The 18037-nt window shown below is 48.3% G+C and carries 15 protein-coding genes; 6 read left to right on the top strand and 9 right to left on the bottom strand.

Going from position 1 to position 18037, the window contains the following annotated elements:
* Positions 1-88: 88 nt before the first annotated feature.
* The 3 genes from ACN0R8_RS07875 to ACN0R8_RS07885 form a co-directional block, all read right to left on the bottom strand.
* Positions 89-1939 (bottom strand): methyl-accepting chemotaxis protein, encoded by a 1851-nt coding sequence (locus ACN0R8_RS07875; RefSeq protein ID WP_417596535.1) that lies wholly within the window; start codon positions 1937-1939, stop codon positions 89-91.
* Positions 1940-2189: 250 nt separating this feature from the next.
* The gene (locus tag ACN0R8_RS07880) at positions 2190-3833 is read right to left on the bottom strand and encodes a methyl-accepting chemotaxis protein (protein ID WP_417596536.1); all 1644 of its coding nucleotides are present in this window, start codon (positions 3831-3833) and stop codon (positions 2190-2192) included.
* A gap of 189 nt (positions 3834-4022) precedes the next feature.
* Positions 4023-5399, bottom strand: a complete 1377-nt coding sequence (locus ACN0R8_RS07885; protein ID WP_417596537.1) for a xanthine/uracil/vitamin C permease — start codon at positions 5397-5399, stop codon at positions 4023-4025.
* 476 nt (positions 5400-5875) lie between these two features.
* Between ACN0R8_RS07885 and ACN0R8_RS07890 the strand changes: the two genes are divergently transcribed.
* From ACN0R8_RS07890 to ACN0R8_RS07900, 3 genes are all read left to right on the top strand, one after another.
* On the top strand, positions 5876-6139 hold the full coding sequence (locus tag ACN0R8_RS07890; RefSeq protein WP_077242716.1) for a hypothetical protein: 264 nt from the start codon (positions 5876-5878) through the stop codon (positions 6137-6139).
* A gap of 142 nt (positions 6140-6281) precedes the next feature.
* Positions 6282-7673 (top strand): nucleotide 5'-monophosphate nucleosidase PpnN, encoded by a 1392-nt coding sequence (gene ppnN / locus ACN0R8_RS07895; protein WP_417596538.1) that lies wholly within the window; start codon positions 6282-6284, stop codon positions 7671-7673.
* 96 nt (positions 7674-7769) lie between these two features.
* Complete coding sequence (locus ACN0R8_RS07900; protein ID WP_417596539.1) at positions 7770-8072, top strand: hypothetical protein; 303 nt, start codon at positions 7770-7772, stop codon at positions 8070-8072.
* A 144-nt stretch (positions 8073-8216) separates the two neighbouring features.
* Here the strand turns inward: ACN0R8_RS07900 and ACN0R8_RS07905 are convergent, their stop codons facing one another.
* Together ACN0R8_RS07905 and cbiB are read right to left on the bottom strand one after the other, a co-directional pair.
* Complete coding sequence (locus tag ACN0R8_RS07905; RefSeq protein WP_417596540.1) at positions 8217-9389, bottom strand: threonine-phosphate decarboxylase; 1173 nt, start codon at positions 9387-9389, stop codon at positions 8217-8219.
* On the bottom strand, positions 9390-10388 hold the full coding sequence (gene cbiB / locus ACN0R8_RS07910; RefSeq protein ID WP_417596541.1) for an adenosylcobinamide-phosphate synthase CbiB: 999 nt from the start codon (positions 10386-10388) through the stop codon (positions 9390-9392).
* Positions 10389-10546: 158 nt separating this feature from the next.
* Here cbiB and ACN0R8_RS07915 point away from each other — a divergent pair, with 158 nt between their 5' ends.
* The gene (locus ACN0R8_RS07915) at positions 10547-12043 is read left to right on the top strand and encodes a cobyric acid synthase (protein WP_417596542.1); all 1497 of its coding nucleotides are present in this window, start codon (positions 10547-10549) and stop codon (positions 12041-12043) included.
* Positions 12044-12153: 110 nt separating this feature from the next.
* Entirely contained in the window at positions 12154-13071 is a 918-nt protein-coding gene (locus ACN0R8_RS07920; RefSeq protein WP_417596543.1) for a DMT family transporter, read from the top strand.
* An 86-nt stretch (positions 13072-13157) separates the two neighbouring features.
* Here ACN0R8_RS07920 and cobU read toward each other — a convergent pair whose 3' ends face one another.
* A complete protein-coding gene (gene cobU / locus ACN0R8_RS07925; protein WP_417596544.1) occupies positions 13158-13685 on the bottom strand; it encodes a bifunctional adenosylcobinamide kinase/adenosylcobinamide-phosphate guanylyltransferase in 528 nt (175 codons plus the stop codon).
* A gap of 176 nt (positions 13686-13861) precedes the next feature.
* Here cobU and ACN0R8_RS07930 point away from each other — a divergent pair, with 176 nt between their 5' ends.
* Positions 13862-14566 (top strand): SIMPL domain-containing protein, encoded by a 705-nt coding sequence (locus tag ACN0R8_RS07930; RefSeq protein ID WP_417596545.1) that lies wholly within the window; start codon positions 13862-13864, stop codon positions 14564-14566.
* Positions 14567-14666: 100 nt separating this feature from the next.
* Here the strand turns inward: ACN0R8_RS07930 and ACN0R8_RS07935 are convergent, their stop codons facing one another.
* The 3 genes from ACN0R8_RS07935 to ACN0R8_RS07945 form a co-directional block, all read right to left on the bottom strand.
* Positions 14667-15860 carry an O-succinylhomoserine sulfhydrylase gene (locus tag ACN0R8_RS07935; RefSeq protein ID WP_417596546.1) on the bottom strand — a complete coding sequence of 398 codons (1194 nt, stop codon included), beginning with the start codon at positions 15858-15860 and terminating at the stop codon, positions 14667-14669.
* Positions 15861-15976: 116 nt separating this feature from the next.
* Positions 15977-17494 carry an amidophosphoribosyltransferase gene (purF, locus tag ACN0R8_RS07940; RefSeq protein WP_417596547.1) on the bottom strand — a complete coding sequence of 506 codons (1518 nt, stop codon included), beginning with the start codon at positions 17492-17494 and terminating at the stop codon, positions 15977-15979.
* 44 nt (positions 17495-17538) lie between these two features.
* Complete coding sequence (locus ACN0R8_RS07945; protein WP_417596548.1) at positions 17539-18012, bottom strand: CvpA family protein; 474 nt, start codon at positions 18010-18012, stop codon at positions 17539-17541.
* Between the last annotated feature and the right edge of the window lie 25 nt (positions 18013-18037).

Raw genomic sequence — 18037 nt, forward strand, 5'->3', positions numbered from 1 at the left:
CTTAGCGGCACACTCAGAAAACACTCCTGCTATAGCTTCCTTCAGAGAGGAATATAACAGGAGTGTTTCAGCAGGAAGCAATAAAGATTTAAACCCTGAATGCCGCTACAACCCGTTGTAGCTGGTCGGCTTGCTGCGAGACCTCTTTACTGGACTCTGAATTACGGCGAACAGCTTCAGCGGTGTCCTCGGTGATATCACGAATCACCACTATATTTTGACCCACTTCATTGGCCACGCTGCTTTGCTCTTCGATGGCGGCTGCAACCTGAGTTGCACGATCAGAAATATCGGTCACGTCCTGTGTTATCGCCATCAGAACCGTTTCAACCTGAAGCGCCTGATCCCGGCTATCCATTCCCTGATTCCGGCTACTGTGAATCAGTTGAACAATATCATCCGTCTTACCCTGTAATGAACGGGTTATATCAGAGATCTCCTGAGTAGCATCCTGAGTACGCCCGGCAAGCGCCCGTACTTCATCTGCCACAACAGCAAAACCACGCCCCTGCTCACCGGCTCGTGCAGCCTCAATAGCAGCATTGAGTGCCAACAGGTTAGTCTGTTCAGCAATACCCTGAATAACCCCCAATACCTGACCAATGGTCTGACTCTGTTCAGACAGTTCTGAAACCGTAGAAACAGATCCTTCCAACTGATCAGAAAGATCCCGGATCAGGCTTATCGCTTGCTTCACCTGTTGCTGGCCACTTACAGCATCCTGATAAGTGTTACGGGCATTATCAGCCATACGCTCAGTGTTATTCGCGATCTCTTCTACCGTACTCACCATCTCAGTCACCGCAGCGGCAACCTGATCTGTTTCCTGGCGCTGACGCTCAACATCAGAAGCCGTTTGAGAGGCATTGTCAGAAAGCTGGTTCGTAGTATGGTTCATCGCGCCGACAGCTTCATTGACCTTACTGATTACTGTCTGAAAACCGGCCAGCATATTATTCAGCGATGAAGCCATCATAGTAATTTCATCTTTACCGCTCTGATCAACCCGAAGCTTCAGGTCATGAGTTTCATGTATTCTTTGAATATCTCTCTGAATCCGGTTAATTGGCTGAAAAATAGAGCGGCCAATCAGGTAGATAGTTACCATAGTGATAAGAAGAGCCACAACAAATACAGAAATCGCCAACGTATAAGCCCAGGCAATGCTGGCAGCTAACTGATCACTTACTTTTTGCAGCGTCGAACTCAGCAAAGCCTCCGTACTCTGAATACGCTCGCGCATCTTAAGTCGCAACCCATTGTTACTACTCAACCCAAGATGCTCCCGGCCCTGTACATAAGCAGAAAACTGCTGCTGATAGCTGCCCGCATAGTCAAGAATTTTCTGATCAACACCCAGCTGCTTCAACTGTTGTTTTAGCACGACGATTAATCTGCTGAATGTCTCTGGATACTTTGCAGTGCCGCGCAAAATAAAATCTTTTTCCGCCCGGCGAAGCTGAAGCATTGTCACCATAACAGCATCAGCGGAGAGCGCTTTCAACTCGCGCTCAATATTGTGCACGGCTTGCCGTAGTTCTCCCTGGAGGCCTGATTCATGATCCAGACCAACCGCTTCAGTGGCCTTTACAACATCATGAAAACTGCTTTGATACTGACTGAAAGTCGTTTTAAGCTGTTTTAGCTCCGGAAGCTGTAGATCATACGTATCAGCAATAACTTGCAGCTCCGCAAGCACAGTACGGGTATGGAGAATTTTCTCATCAAAGCCCGGAACATATTTCAGATCACTGCGGGCCATAAAGTCTTTTTCAAAACGCCGCATACTCAACATATCAGACTCAAGGCTATGAGCAAGTTGCTGCCCACGCCCCAACTTTTCAACCGTAGTTAACGCCCAAATAAAAAGCCCGAACATAACTAACATGACAATCACGACAATCGCCGCATTAATTGAAAGCTTGTGTTTAATCAGCATAGAAAGAAAACCTTAGTCAATTCATTAAAGCTCAAAGACCAAATAGTCTTTAGCAGAGCAGAGCTTGTCGTGATTCCTTTCTAAATAAGCGAAAGCCTCCTTGTTATTCTCGTATTCAGATCAAAATTACATTTTGTCACATACAAGCCTACACTTTATTACATTAATAATTATTATTGTCCAATATAAAAGCGCGGCACCCATAATACAGAAAAAAATAATTATAAAAATCAGTAAGATAAATATTTGGTTAAACATTAAAACGATTCATATGCCCTGATACAGCCTGAACAGAACGCTCCAATTCACCGCTGGCTTGCCGGGTTGAGTTTGCTAATGAAGAAAGCTGATCAGACTGATCATTAATCTCATGTACTGTATCGTTAATATGATTAGCAACTACAGACTGCTCTTCAGTCGCAGTGGCAATTTGTGCTGACATGCTATTAATCGTATTAATACCAGAAACAATTCCTTCCAGTGCATCGTTGGCAGACTGAACACTACTGACCGTAGCGGTGACCTGATCGCTGGCCCCCTGCATCGCCTGAACCGAGTCGCCAACCCCTTGCTGCAACCGTTCAATCATTTGCTGGATATCCTGGGTCGACTGCTGAGTCCGGGAGGCTAATGTCCGTACTTCATCGGCTACAACCGCAAATCCACGACCTGCTTCACCGGCACGAGCAGCCTCGATAGCGGCGTTCAGTGCTAGCAGATTGGTTTGCTCTGCAATTCCTCCAATAACATCAAGCACAGACGCAATATTATTACTCTCTGACTTCAGCTGAGTAATCAACACAACGGCACGCTCCATCTCTTTGGACAGTACATTGATCTGAGAGGACGCATCACGAATGGCAATACCTGATGCCTGAACTTCCTGGTTTGCCTGATCAGACTCAGCCGAAGTATTCTGCGCATTAACAGCGATTTCCTGAATCGCCTGCTGCATCTGATGTATGGCTGTCAGCACCTGCTCAACCGAGCGACTCTGATGGGCGGCTCGTTCACCCGTCTGCCCAGCGCTATCCAGTAAACCATTAACCCCCTGAGCCATCTCCTGAACATGATCCTGAGCTTCCGCAATCATGGTTTGTAAAAACTCAAGAAGGCGATTTACCTGCTTAGCCAAACGGGCTATTTCATTTTGCCCCTCCGCCGGAAGTCTCTGGGTAAGGTCACCGCCACCATCGGCAAGTGCTGCCATCAGTGTTTCCAGGTGAGTTAAAGGCTGCGCTATTAAACGAGGAATCAGTATCGTTGCAATCAGGGTGACAATAATGGTCAGAGCAAGAATAGCCACGGCGTTCAAACGTGCATCGCTGGAGACCTGAGTTATCTCTTCTGCCAGTATCTTTGCCCGATTATCAATGCCTTCACCCATCCGGTCATATTGCCCACGCAATTCAGAAAACGCAGCACCTTCAGAACCTGCCATCAGGATAAAAGCGACCTGGCTGTTTCTGGCATCGGCGGCTGACATTACTTTTCTCGCTTCCTGATGCCAATGCTGCAACGCCAGATGAAACTCATCTTCAGGCAGCAGGGCAACCCCGGCTTCCCCAGCCAGCTTACGGGCCAGAGCCATCCGCTCTTCAGCCTGCTGAACATTCTCATCAAAATCAGCCCTGGCACGATCAACTGAAGAACCCTGACGGCTCAGAGTCACATAGTCTCTTAGCGCAACCGCAGCCTGATAAAGATCCCGATCTGCATTTAATACTGCACTTGAGGCCGGCGTCAGCATCGTTGCCATTCGCTCCGAACGTTCACTGACATGTGAAATTCCGCGCGTTCCCATATACCCTTCGACCAGGATGAGAAGCAAAAGCACCATAATAGGCAGTGCTACCTGCCATCTTAAACTCAGTTTGCTATACGATTTAATCATGGCCTAACCCCGCACTTTATTTAAATCCGTTTTTTATTCCCTGAACCTACCTTATACAGGCAGGTACCTCTGCCCTATTAATCATAGGAATAAAGTCTCCTTATTAACAAAAATAAATGGAGCTTAAACGAAAAAACCCTCTCCGTAAGAAGAGGGTTCTAATTTTAAATTACGAGAAAATAGCCGGAATCAATCCACCGAAGTAGCATCCTCTTCTACATGAATCGCTTCCTCATCTTTCGCGGCATTCTTAGTTCTGTGCTCAATAAGGAAGTAAAGAACCAGACCTACACCCAGACCCCAGGCTGCACCATGTACAGACAATACAACACCCATGATACCGGCAACCCCCATAGAGGTTGCGCTTTCAATCTGCTCCACCGCAACAGCAATACACAGATAACCTGTAATAATCAGCGTGATCGACAGCGCAATCGGTAATACAGGCTTAAACAGCGTAATCAGCGGCAAAATAAACAGCGCGATAAAACCAACAATCCAGAAAACACCAGCACCAGAATAAATAGTATCCATAGCACCACGGCCATAACGATAGCGCTCAGCAATCGTCGCCATTACACCCGTAAATAAAGGACCTGCCAAACCCGGGTACGGCGCAAAGAAAGAATGCATCAGATTACGAAGACCTGTTACTAGGTGCACACGATCAACATCAACTTCGATCTTTTCATCAGGGCGTAAATGGTCAACACGACTCAGCAAGCTCTGGCCCACAATAATGTCACCAAAAGCGATGATATACGCAATGATCGCCGTTGGGATCGCAGCGAGGAATAGGTCAATACCCGGCATACCTATGGTGAACGGCAGGTAGTCCCAAATCGCTGCAAAGTTAGGTGTAGAAACCCCCATCTCAATTTCAGGCAACGGGTATTCACCAACGCTCCACCCAATTGCCATAGCGATCAGCATACCTGGCACCATGCCATAACCGGCAATAGTTTTTGCCCAACGGTGCTTCTCGACCCAGCCACGGAAAGATAGTGAGAACAAAACATAAGCTGTGATAAGACCACCAATACCTAGAGATATCGGAGTACTGTTTAAGCGACCACCATCAACAATCTCACCGCTGATTGCCGCAATACCAGCACCCAGCAGAATACCCGCTTTAATAGAATCAGGTATCGAGTTCACCAGCTTAGAACCCAGCCGGGTAACCCCCATAAAGAGGAATACTGCGGTAACCACTAACTGCAGAGCCACTAAAGCTTTAATCGCTTCAGGACCGGGTTCAAAATCTCCGATAAAGAGAAGGACAACAGGGATAGCAGGAGTAATCCATCCGGGCACAAACGGTACACCGAGCAGATTAGGCAGCATAAAGCCAATACCACAAATAACAACATAGGCCAGAGCTACATCATAAGGTAGTCCCAGGTACTTTTGCAGCAACGGGATCATTGCCATACCCACGACAAACATCACCATACCCTGAACCGTCTCAGCCAGTTCCCAGCGGTAGTGAATGAATGGCAGACGAATTTTAAACGGACCCGCAGGCCAGTACGGATGCTCTTCTCCGTGTTTACGTTTTAATAGCACAGTAACACCTGTTAATTATCAATTTATTTTTAGTTTATTCAGCCATACCGGTATCAGGAAACTGATTTGTCATTATCGTTATACAGAGCCATCCGGCATGATCAGGTGCTTTTTACCTCTATTTCGCATCCGCAGCATATTAGACCTTGGTCAGAATACGAGATGACTTTAAGGTCATACTTCATCTATAATTTTCAATGACTTAGAAGTCACATACCAACCTATCAACCGGAAGGCCATGCCATGCATAGGCTACATAAAATTCAGTCAGCCGTTTGACTGCAAAACTAATACCATCCTTTCGGAAACTGGTATTCGACTAAAAGATAGGCACTCTGGCGCAGAGATACCGGGTCTGTTCTTTCATTTCCTGCAGGTGTTATGCTTATGTCACAGATGGGTATTAACATCTTATGAAACAGCATGTTAGCAATATATTTTTTCATCATTCGCCGGGAAAAATCTAAGAGGCCCCTATGCAAACCTTTAGTCAGCGTGCAGATCAACTTGCTGAAGTACTGAAACAAATGGAGATGCAGGCCGATGAATCACAGCTCTTTGCTCTGGGTTACATCATTCCGCAGCTGACCTTGGTTGCTGAATACGTCGAGCCTGAAGACGACTTTGATACCTGCTTTACTCGTTGGCTGCATCAGGTATTCACTGATGATGGCATGAACAATGAAGATCAGCAGGAGATTTTACAGATCTGGCAGGCAGCTCAAATTAAAGCTCAATAACCTATACCCCTCCCTGTATCTTGAAATATAGCCGGGCAGAATCGGAAACAGAAAATCTCAGCACGGTAAACAGGCAAGATTAAAAAGATAAGCAAAGCGCAGTCCCGAAAAGACAATAGATGCAGGGACAGGAGATAACGGTATGACATCACATAAAAAGCCAAAAGGCATTGATACACATATTTCGCCAGAAGGTAGCCTTGAAGTACTGTCTCAGACTGAAGTGAACCGGTTGAAATGTACTTCTGAAAACGGCCAGTACAACCTGTTAAGAGGTTGTGCTCTGGCAGTCCTTAACTGTGGCAGTCATACGGACGACAGTAAGGCGGTACTGGAGCAGAACAAAGCATTTGATATTGAAGTACTTCAGCAGGACAGGGGGATCAGGATTCATCTGACACAAGCCCCGGCATCTGCTTTTGTCGATGGTCAGATGATCAGAGGTATCAAAGAGCATCTTTCTTCTGTTCTGAGAGATATTGTTTATGTCAGTAGCGAAGTTCAGCACAATAGCCGCTTTGACCTGAATGATTCTGAAGGTATCACTAATGCAATTTTCCATATTTTACGCAATGCAGGTACTCTGAAAGCAAACCATACACCAGATATGGTTGTTTGCTGGGGTGGTCACTCGATCAGCCGCGAAGAGTACCGCTACACTAAAGATGTTGGTCATGAGCTTGGTTTGCGTGGTCTCAATATCTGCACGGGTTGCGGGCCAGGTGCTATGAAAGGGCCCATGAAAGGGGCTAATCTTGCCCATGCCAAACAGCGTATTCAGAATGGCCGTTATCTGGGGATTTCTGAGCCGGGCATCATTGCGGCAGAGTCACCTAACCCGATTGTCAATGAATTGATTATCATGCCCGATATTGAAAAGCGCCTTGAAGCCTTTGTTCGTGTTGGCCATGCCATTATTGTATTTCCCGGGGGGGCAGGAACCGCTGAGGAGATCCTTTATCTTCTGGGAGTATTGCTCAACCCTCAAAACGACGATATCCCTTTCCCGGTTATCTTCACAGGCCCGGAAAGCAGTCGTGACTACTGGCAACAGATCAATCAGTTCATTGGGCTGACGCTGGGCTATCAGGCACAGCAGCGCTATAAAATCATTATTGATGATCCGGCCCGGGTAGCCCGTGAGATATCTCATGGTATCTCTGAGGTTAAGAAATCCCGGTGTATCAGCAGCGATGCCTTCTACTTCAACTGGCGTTTAAAGATAATCCCCGAGTTTCAACAGCCTTTTGAACCAAATCATGAGAATATGGCATCACTCAATATACGCTTTGATCAGCCGACACATATACTGGCCGCAAACTTGCGACGTGCCTTCTCAGGTATTGTCGCAGGCAATGTTAAAGCTCAGGGAATCACTGCGATTGAGCGATTAGGCCCGTTTCAGATCAATGGTGACGAAGAGATCATGGCTCCTCTTGACGCACTGTTACAATCTTTTGTGCAACAACAACGCATGAAACTACCGGGAACAGAGTATAATCCGTGCTATGAGATTGCTAAGGACGGTAAATAGCACGCATAAATATCCTGCTTGTTGCAAAAAAAAGGATAACAGATAAGGATCAGGATACAGTGGTTGAAAGCCCTGTATTGATGTCTGAGGTTTTCAATGCAAAACATGAGAAAGCTGAAGGAAGATGCCCTTCGGCGAAAACAAGAGTTCGAAGAAAAGCAGCGCAACGACGAATTCAAAAAACAGAGAAAAATGAGCGGTGGTCGCTCATCACGTTCGGATAAACGACGCCCCTCTAAAGGGCGAGGTAGTAGTGCACAGGATCAGCGCCGTAAGGCGGTGCCTGCGCGGACTCAGGTGCGTAAAAAAGCGAAAAAAACGCCAGGCCGCTGGGTTATCGACACACTGCTTGTTGTCGGTACTTTGATGGCTTTGGTTGCACTGTTTAATCCCTACTAGCCTTATTCGCGATAATATTCAGCCAGAGTGACCAATCCTCTGGCTTTTTATCCTCTATTGGCACGCTTTATACCATCATAAGTCTTTCCGGTTGCCCTTAACTTCGCACTAAAAAGACCCAGGATTTGAAGAGGAGCAGAGCTTTTAACGTCTTGACCGGGGTAATGAAATTGATCTGAGCGCGCTTTCCAACCGACTGAATTCAGTATCGCCACAAGGCAAACCAAACCGTAATCGACGACATGACTCAAAGGCACGAACCCAGATACCTTGTTGTGCAAGTTTCTGCTGAATCAGTTTCACAGTCTTATGATGCTCATCCGCATCAGTGGGCAACACCATACTAATAAACAACGGCGTTTTTCCCAACTCAACCTTAAGCGGAAATGCGTGCTCCAGATATGTGACCAGCCGCCTGCTTTTATCGGCTAATCGCTCCCTCGCCCTGTTTTGCCAAGCAACATCATTTAACATTCGGGTTGTTAGCCAGCTGGTAACGCCACTGACCGGCCAAGGCCCCGTATTTATTTTCAGCTGCGCTATCAGGGTCGCTCCCGCCAATACAAAACCACTGCGTATCCCCGCCAATCCAAAAAACTTTCCGATTGAACGTAAAACAATCAGTGAATCACAGGCATCACAGGCGACACTCAGCTTTTCCTGTTCTGCAGAGGAGTAGGCATCAATAAAAGCCTCATCCACCACCAGCCAGCCTTGCTTTTCCGCCAATATATGATGACAGGCAAGGAGCGTTTCCCGGCTAAAATGCTGCCCTGTGGGGTTATTCGGGTTAATTACCACTAAAATATCGCAGGCCTCAGCACAGGAAATTAACTCGTGGGCATTGCTCGCATGGTAACAAAGCACTTCAAAGCCAGATTTCTGCCAGCACCAAGCATGCTCACGGTAACCCTCTTCAGGCACCGCAACAGTTTTAGTATAGGAACAACGCCTAGCCTCCGGCTCAGCGCCTATACTCCCTGTCTCAAGCGTCAGTCTCAGACACAAAGCAGGCAATAGTTCTATTCCTTGTTGGGAGCCATTCACGGGCCATAAATCAAACTGCTGATAATAACCACGCGCAGCCTGTAGTAGGGCATCATAATCATCCGGTAAATTCTGAAAGCAGGTGGCAGGGATAGCAGGGAGCGGCCAGGAGTCGGGGTTGAGTCCGGCAGAGAGGTCCACCCAGTGTTTGATATCAGGATAAGCTTGTTGGGCTCTTTTCAGGTCTCCCCCATGCAGGGGGGCATCAAGAGCAGGCAGCTTTGACAGCAGCTTTTTTTCCGATGAGTGCGACTGATAGAATAACGACATCTAAGAAACCAGATAACCTACAGCGAGCAAAAATATACTGCCAACGACAAGCCAGGTAAGCAGTACTCGTCCTACCAGCTTCTCTGCCGCCCTGAGATCTTTTACTTGCGGAGGGCAGCCCTCTCCTAATATGGGGCGCTCTTTCCAGTGCCCATGGTAAGTATCACCACCGCCCAGTCGTACCTTCAATGCACCGGCCCCAGCAGCCATAACAGGCCCGGCATTAGGACTTTCCCAGCCGCGGCCCTGTTTCCACCAACAACGTAGGCCAGACTTAATACCTGAAGTACCATAGGGGCTATTCAAAGCATAAAATAGCGCGGAAATACGAGCGGGCACCAGGTTCAGTGCATCATCAAAGCGAGCCGCGGCCCAGCCAAAACTTAAAAAACGCTCTGCCCTATAACCCCACATCGCATCCAGTGTATTCGCCATACGGTACAGCAAAACACCAGGGGCTCCGGCGAGTAAAAACCAGAACACGGCAGCGAAGGCACTGTCACTACCGTTCTCAAGGCCGGACTCAATGGCTGCCCGTGTCACACGCACCTCATCCATATCAGAGGTATCCCGACTAACGATCCAGCCCACATAAAACCGGGCCTGCTCCAAATCCCCCGCCAACAAAGGGCGCTCAATCTGGGTCAGGTGCTGGCTTAGGCTTTTAGCTCCGAGGGCAAAATAGAGTACGCCACCCTGCAGCACAATGTGCACCCAAAACAGGTAACCACTTTCCGTCTCAGGTATAAGACAAAACATCAGGGTAATAAAGGGAAGCAGGGCCAACAGTAGGGCAAGAATACCCAAAAAGCGTTTCTTCACCACCGAAACAGAATGACCTTGCGGCTGACTATCAGGGTTTAACCCCCGCTCCACCCAGTTTACAAGGCTGCCATAACCCACCAGCGGGTGCCAGAAAGGAAGTTCGCCAAAACGACGGTCCAACCACCAACCTAACCAAAGCGCGAAAAAAATAATCTCTGGTGCGTATAGCGCCATAGGAACTCCAAGACCGAGTGCTCAAATGGCTGACGTAAGTGGCCATCAACCTACAGTAAAAAATGCGCTATCATATCGCCTTTTTTCAGTACCGTCTTTTCAGTACCTTCCTTTTTATTTTTAAATATCAACACGACAAACGAACCGGAACCAATACGATGGCCACCTGCAAAACGCTTATGATTCAGGGTACCACCTCCGATGCCGGCAAAAGCGCTATGGTGACCGGGCTCTGTCGCTTGCTCGCGCGCAAAGGTGTTAGGGTCGTACCTTTTAAGCCTCAGAATATGGCGCTGAATAGTGCCGTAACGATTGATGGCGGTGAAATCGGCCGGGCACAGGCAGCTCAGGCTCAGGCCTGCTTTCTCGAGCCTCATACCGATATGAACCCGATACTTCTGAAGCCCAATTCAGATACCGGGGCACAGGTCATTATCCAAGGCAAAGCGATCACCAATATGGATGCTCGTGTTTATCATAACTACAAACAGGAGGCGATGAAGGCTGTATTGGATAGCTATCAGCGCCTGCAACAGCAATACGATGTCATTCTGGTAGAGGGCGCAGGCAGCCCTGCCGAGATCAATTTAAGAGATCGTGATATTGCCAATATGGGCTTTGCTGAAGCGGTAGACTGCCCAGTAGCGATTGTCGCTGATATCGACAAAGGGGGCGTTTTTGCTCATCTAGTTGGCACTCTGGATCTGTTGTCAGAATCTGAACAACAGCGCACCATCGGCTTTCTGATCAATCGCTTCCGTGGAGATATCGCTCTTTTAGAGCCTGGTAATGACTGGCTGGAGGCACGTACTCAAAAGTCAGTATTGGGCGTGATTCCTTTTTTGCATGGGCTTTGTCTCGAAGCGGAAGATGGCATAGGGGGGACAGGTGGAGACAGTGACCACGAAGGCTCAATTAGGGTTATAGCCCCGGTGCTGCCCCGGATCAGTAACCACACTGACCTCGACCCTCTGCGTCACCACCCTCAGGTCGACTTCCACTTTGTGGCACCAGATGAGGTACCGCCACCAGCAGATTTGATTGTTATTCCCGGCAGCAAAAGTGTACAGGCAGATCTGAACTGGCTACGAAGACAAGGCTGGGAAGCCTACCTGAATAAACACCTGCGTTATGGTGGCAAAGTTATAGGTATCTGTGGCGGCTTTCAAATGCTCGGCCAGTGGCTGCATGATCCGAAAGGTATTGAAGGCACTCCGGGCAGTCTTTCAGGGCTTGGATTTCTGGAGACAGAAACAACCCTTGCTTCCGAAAAGCAACTAAAAAAGGTGGATGGTGTGCTGAACCTCCAGCAATGCAAGCCATCAAGCTCCGAACCGTTAACTCCAATGTGTGGCTATGAAATACACGCTGGAATCACCACCGGAGAAGCTTTATCTCGCCCGCTGGTACGGCTGAGTCATGGTAAAAATGACGGAGCTTTATCAGCAGATGGACAGGTAGCCGGCAGCTATCTGCACGGGCTGTTTGATCACCCGGAAGCCTGCCAGGAGATTCTGAAGTGGGCCGGGCTTAATCATGCAGAGCACTTCGATATTCGCACCCTGCATGAAGATGCCATTGAACGTCTTGCAGATGCACTGGAGGCCAGCCTGAATCTTAAACACTTATCTAAACTCACCGGTATCCCTTTTTGAGGTCAATTTCATTTGACCACTTTTGCAGACACCCCGTTATGGCCTGATATAATCCGGAGCCATTTAGCCAGATAACGATCATTATCAGTTTTTTTTTCGGAAACCAAAATATGCAAACACGAACACTACGCTCTGATCTTATGCTGCTGATTACCGCAGCTATCTGGGGCACCGCCTTTGTTGCACAGCGGGTAGGCATGGATTATGTCGGTCCCTTTACCTTTACTGCAGCCCGTTTTTTTCTCGGTGCGCTTTCTCTACTGCCACTCTTACTGATTCTGAAGCCCGCAGCTATTAATAAGCCAACAACGGGCAAAGCCCGCCTGAACATATGGCAAGGAGGCTTGATCGCGGGAAGTTTTCTCTTTGCCGGTGCCACCTTACAGCAGGTCGGACTTCAGTATACAACCGCAGGTAATGCCGGCTTTATCACTGGCCTTTATATTATTCTGGTTCCCGTTATCGCATTGCTTTGGGGGCAGAGAACCGGCCGTAATACCTGGGTTGGTGGAATACTGGCCGTAGTGGGTCTGTATCTGCTGAGTATCACAGATGATTTCACCTTAGCCTATGGCGACCTTTTGCAGCTGATCGGCGCTCTTTTCTGGGCCGGGCATGTGTTGATAATCGGTTGGCTTTCGCCGCAAATGGACGCTCTGCGCCTTTCTATTGTGCAGTTTTTTACCTGTGGCCTTGTGAGCTTGGCTGTGGCACTTTTCATCGAAAATCCAACCTTTGCCAATATCGGTCTGGCCTGGCAGCCAATTGCTTATGCTGGCCTTCTATCAGTTGGGGTTGCCTATACCCTTCAGGTATTTGCTCAAAAAACAGCGCCTGCGTCCCACGCAGCAATTATTCTGAGTCTTGAGGCTGTGTTTGCTGTTATTGGCGGTTACTTTCTGCTGGGCGAGCGCTTGGATAGTCAGGGAGTTATCGGGTGTGGCCTGATGCTGGCAGGTATGTTGATCTCACAGATTCCAGGCAGAAAAGGGCCGAAAAAAGAAGCTCAGGTTGAGATGTTGCATTAATCCGGAAATAACCATGCTCGCCTACTATCAAGCACCTCAGCGGCCATAAACCGTTGGGAGTGCTTTTATCTCTGTTGCTTGGGCTCTCAGTTATTCTTCACTTTCAACACCTGAGAAATACCCGCAGTAACAAAGATTACCTCATCAGCAATTTCAGCAATTCTCTGGTGCAAGCGACCTGATTCATCCACAAAACGGCGAGCCAGCTTATTCGTCGGAACAATCCCCTGTCCAACCTCATTGCTGACCAGAATCAGATGACCATCAACCCCCTGACAAAGAAAGTCGAGAAAAGCCTGCTGGCGTTCTGCCAAAGCCTGATCATCATCGAGCAGCAATAGATTGGTCATCCAGAGCGTCAGGCAATCCAGTAAGACGCAGGTTTTCTGATCGCACACCAGAGCTTTAATAACCGGAATAATATCAAGAGGCTCTTCGGTGGTTGGCCATTCCGTTGGGCGGCGACTCTTATGATGTTTAACCCGACCGGCCATCTCATCATCCCACACCTGAGCCGTGGCCAGATAGTGCACCGGCAAACCACTCTCAGAGGCCATTTTTTCTGCCAGCCCACTCTTACCGGAACGGGCACCACCAAGGATAAAACTAATCACATCTTTCTCACTTAAATACAAAATAAAGCATCAACTAATCACATCACGTATTGTGATCAGTTATGCTGGAGGCTTAAGCTGAACTTTGTCAGCTTCCCTCTGTCCAGAAGGTATCGGCTGCATCGCACAAATGACGCTATTTGAAAGCAGCCCTCAGACAACGAAAGGATACACCCGTGAAAAATAAATTGATCGCATTCGCCGGTATTATGTGGATGACACTGGCATTTCAGGCCCAAGCACAATCACCGGAACAGCCTCATATTATCGTTCAGGCGGAAGGTGTTGAGTACACCTTACCAGATCAGGTTACACTCAGCCTGACATTGGAAAATGTCAGCCCCCACTTATCCAAAGCCCGTGACAACGTAGAGCGACGTAGTGAACAACTACTACGGAGTATCCGTCGTTTTCAGTTGGATGATAAAGATATTGAAGCGGGGCAGGTTCGGGTTCAGCCTGAATACCAATGGGAAAATAATAAACGTATCCAGACCGGTACCAAGGTCAGTCGAAGCATGCAATTCCACATTCGGGATCTGAGTATCTACCCGGATGTGCTGGATGAGATTTTCTCTGCGAAAGTGGACTCTATGGCCCAAGTGATATTTTCCCACAGTCAGGCGGAAACATTACAACAGCGCTCTCTGGCCAAGGCTGTAAAAAATGCGAAAGAGAAAGCAGAACTGATGGCCCGTCAGCTGGGGCAAAGAGTGGGTAAAGCTTACATGATTGAAGAAGCAGGGTTTAGCCGTCCAGCGCCTGTTGCCCGCAAAGAAGTTATGATGATGGCCGATGCAGCCCCTCAAGCCAAAACTGATTATCAGCCGGGCGAAGTGGCCTTTCGCAGTCAGGTGCGTATTGTCTTTTACCTGAACTAACAAAAAACAACCTGATACAGACAAGATGGGCGCTTCACCTGAAGCGCCCATTTTTTTTCACAGAGGGCTTAGCTACTCGCCCTGCTTCACTTTTTACCGATCAAATCTTTGCCAGACCCCGAGCCAGATCCATCTTCAGATCTTCCAGAGTTTCCAGGCCTACAGCGATACGCAACATACCATCCGTTATACCCGCTTCATCACGTTCCTGCTGGCTGATACGTCCATGCGTGGTACTGGCCGGATGTGTGATGGTGGTTTTCACATCACCCAGATTCGCCGTAATCGACATCATCTCCGTGCTATCAATAACGGTCCAGGCACCCTCTTTACCACCGCGCACTTCGATCGAAAGCACAGCACCAAAAGCAGACTGCTGCTTTTTAGCCAGCTCATGGTCAGGGTGCGATACAAGTCCTGAATAGTTCACTTTAACAACCTGAGGTTGCTGCTCCAGCCATTCAGCCAGTGCCAGGGCATTTTCGCTGTGTGCTTTCATGCGCAGGTTAAGTGTCTCCAGACCTTTCAGGAAGACCCAGGCATTAAAGGGACTCAGGCTTGGGCCACAGGTGCGGACAAAACCGACAACCTGCTCCATATCCTGTTCGCTGCCAACAACCACACCACCGATACAGCGTCCTTGACCATCCAGATACTTGGTGGCCGAATGGATAACAATATCAGCCCCCATAGACAGCGGTCGCTGCAGAGCCGGTGTGCAGAAGCAGTTATCAACAATCAGCTTGGCGCCTTTGTCATGGGCAATCTCTGCAACTCTTGCAATATCAGCCAGCTCACAGGATGGGTTAGATGGTGTTTCCAGGAAATACAGTTTTGTGCGCTCTGTAGCAACGTCAGCCCAACCGGCATAATCCTGAAGATCCACGTAGCTAATGCTGACGCCGAACTTCTTCATATATTTTTCAAAAAGATTAACCGTTGAACCAAAAATATTGCGGGAAGCCACGATATGGTCACCTGATTCCAACAGTGCCATACAGGTACTCAGAATCGCAGCCATACCCGATGCAGTACCCACCGCTTTTTCGCCACCTTCCAAAGCCGCGATACGCTGCTCAAACATGCGTACCGTTGGGTTGGTAAAGCGGGAATAAACATTACCCGGCTCCTCACCGGAAAAACGCGCCGCCGCCTCAGCCGCAGAGCCAAAAACAAAACTAGAGGTAGGGTAAATCGCTTCGCTATGCTCACCTTCCTGAGATCGGGTCTGGCCGGCACGAACGCCTAATGTCTCCAGTCCCCATTCATGGGCATTAATATCAAAATCGTTCATAGGGTGCTCTTTAATGGTCTGATCGGGTATGTCGCTCTTATGGGTAGAGCTCTGACAGGCAGACTAAACAGGTCAGAGGCAAGCCCTATCCCTGTTTAGTCTGGAAGCACGCAGCTTTAATCGTCCGTGCTATCGTTGTGCATATCAATCACAACATCAACCTTAGGGTTTGAATCCTGCTTAGCATCATCATTACGCTCCGCATCAATACGATCCAGATAAGCCTGGTCAATATCGCCGGTCACATACTCACCATTGAATACTGAGCAGTCAAAACCTTCGATCTCAGGATTGCCCTCTTTACCACACTCGATCAGGTCGTCCAGATCCTGATAGATCAGCCAGTCAGCACCAATCTTCTGGCCTACCTCATCATCGGTACGGCCATGAGCAATCAGCTCTTCCGCAGATGGCATATCAATACCGTAAACGTTCGGGAAGCGTACCGCAGGAGCAGCAGAGGCAAAGTAAACGTTCTTGGCGCCGGCATCACGGGCCATCTGAATGATCTGTTTACAGGTGGTTCCACGAACAATCGAGTCATCAACCAGCAATACATTACGACCTTCAAATTCAAGATCAATGGCGTTTAGTTTCTGGCGCACCGATTTCTTGCGCTCAGTCTGACCCGGCATAATAAAGGTACGACCGATATAACGGTTTTTGATAAAACCTTCACGGAAGGTCACACCCAAGTGGTGTGCCAGCTCCAGTGCGGAAGTACGGCTGGTATCCGGAATAGGGATAACCACATCGATGCCATGATCAGGGCGGTCACGCTGAATCTTTTCAGCCAGTTTCTGCCCCATCCGCATGCGGGATTTATGAATGTGGATACCATCCATAATAGAGTCAGGGCGGGCAAGATAAACATGTTCAAAAATACAGGGACGCGGACTTGGCTTATCAGCACATTGCTGGGTAAAAATTTCACCTTGCTTACTGATATATACCGCTTCTCCCGGTGCAATATCCCGCACCAGTTCGAAACCTAAAACATCCAGCGCGACACTTTCAGAAGCAACCATATACTCTGTGCCCTGGTCAGTTTCACGCTTACCAAATACTGCAGGACGAATACCCATCGGATCACGAAAAGCCACAAGACCCAAACCACTGATCATAGCAATTGCGGCATAGCCACCATTACAACGACGGTGTACACGACGTATTGCGTCAAAGATATCGTCCGGCGTTAACTGCAACCCTTGTTTACCCAGCTCATGAGCAAATACGTTCAGTAACACCTCAGAGTCAGAGGTGGTATTGATATGACGCAAATCCGTATTGAATAACTCCTCAGCCAGGTCTTTAGAGTTAGTCAGATTACCGTTGTGCGCCAGAGCAATACCGTAAGGTGAGTTTACATAGAAAGGCTGAGATTCCGCTTCACTGGATGAGCCTGCCGTTGGGTAGCGGACATGACCAATACCAATATTGCCATGCAGGCGCTGCATATGACGGGTGCGAAATACATCGCGTACCAGGCCATTACTTTTACGCAGAAAAAACCGACCATCCTGGCAAGTCATCATACCGGCAGCGTCCTGTCCACGGTGTTGTAGGACAGTTAAGGCATCATAAATGGCCTGATTTACACTGCTATTGGCAACAATGCCGACGATTCCGCACATCTAATATCACCTCTTAGGGGTTTAGGCTACATCAAACAAAAAAGTTAACTGATCTGTCGATCAACCAGGCCTGCCGCCTGATCTCTCAAATTTTCCAGCATAGGGATAAACTGCGACTCACTCCACCAGCCTGAATCCGCCAATGGTGTTAGGCTGACAACCGCGGTTAGTATCACAAGAATAGCAACACCACGAATACCACCAAATATAAAACCCAGAATACGGTCAAAGCCACCCAGGCCACTTGCTGTCACAAGGCTATGAGCAGCCCTGGAAATCATAGAGCCCAGCATAACGATAATGATCGCGGTCAGCGCAAAACCAAGACCATTTCTGATGGTAGTGTTATCAATATAAGGTATAAGCATATCGCTTACCTGAGGACCAAAAAGCCGGGCGATCATAATCGCTGCGATCCAGGTGGCTAAAGCCACCAGCTCTTTTATCATGCCCCGAATCAGGCCAAAAATGGCAGAAAGTACCAAAATTGCAATAATAGCCCAATCGATCCAGACCATGACGGCTCCTTACTTTATTTCATCA

Source organism: Oceanospirillum sp. (genome assembly GCF_048265165.1).
GTDB lineage: Bacteria > Pseudomonadota > Gammaproteobacteria > Pseudomonadales > Halomonadaceae > Oceanospirillum.

Excerpts from the sequence above, each read along its gene's own strand:
- ACN0R8_RS07920 (WP_417596543.1), top strand. The coding sequence starts at position 12,154 with ATGCAAACACGAACACTACGCTCTGATCTTATGCTGCTGATTACCGCA.
- ACN0R8_RS07915 (WP_417596542.1), top strand. The coding sequence starts at position 10,547 with ATGGCCACCTGCAAAACGCTTATGATTCAGGGTACCACCTCCGATGCC.
- cbiB (WP_417596541.1), bottom strand. The coding sequence starts at position 10,388 with ATGGCGCTATACGCACCAGAGATTATTTTTTTCGCGCTTTGGTTAGGT.
- ACN0R8_RS07900 (WP_417596539.1), top strand. The coding sequence starts at position 7,770 with ATGCAAAACATGAGAAAGCTGAAGGAAGATGCCCTTCGGCGAAAACAA.
- ACN0R8_RS07880 (WP_417596536.1), bottom strand. The coding sequence starts at position 3,833 with ATGATTAAATCGTATAGCAAACTGAGTTTAAGATGGCAGGTAGCACTG.
- purF (WP_417596547.1), bottom strand. The coding sequence starts at position 17,494 with ATGTGCGGAATCGTCGGCATTGTTGCCAATAGCAGTGTAAATCAGGCC.
- ACN0R8_RS07890 (WP_077242716.1), top strand. The coding sequence starts at position 5,876 with ATGCAAACCTTTAGTCAGCGTGCAGATCAACTTGCTGAAGTACTGAAA.
- ACN0R8_RS07905 (WP_417596540.1), bottom strand. The coding sequence starts at position 9,389 with ATGTCGTTATTCTATCAGTCGCACTCATCGGAAAAAAAGCTGCTGTCA.
- ACN0R8_RS07945 (WP_417596548.1), bottom strand. The coding sequence starts at position 18,012 with ATGGTCTGGATCGATTGGGCTATTATTGCAATTTTGGTACTTTCTGCC.
- ppnN (WP_417596538.1), top strand. The coding sequence starts at position 6,282 with ATGACATCACATAAAAAGCCAAAAGGCATTGATACACATATTTCGCCA.
- ACN0R8_RS07875 (WP_417596535.1), bottom strand. The coding sequence starts at position 1,939 with ATGCTGATTAAACACAAGCTTTCAATTAATGCGGCGATTGTCGTGATT.
- ACN0R8_RS07935 (WP_417596546.1), bottom strand. The coding sequence starts at position 15,860 with ATGAACGATTTTGATATTAATGCCCATGAATGGGGACTGGAGACATTA.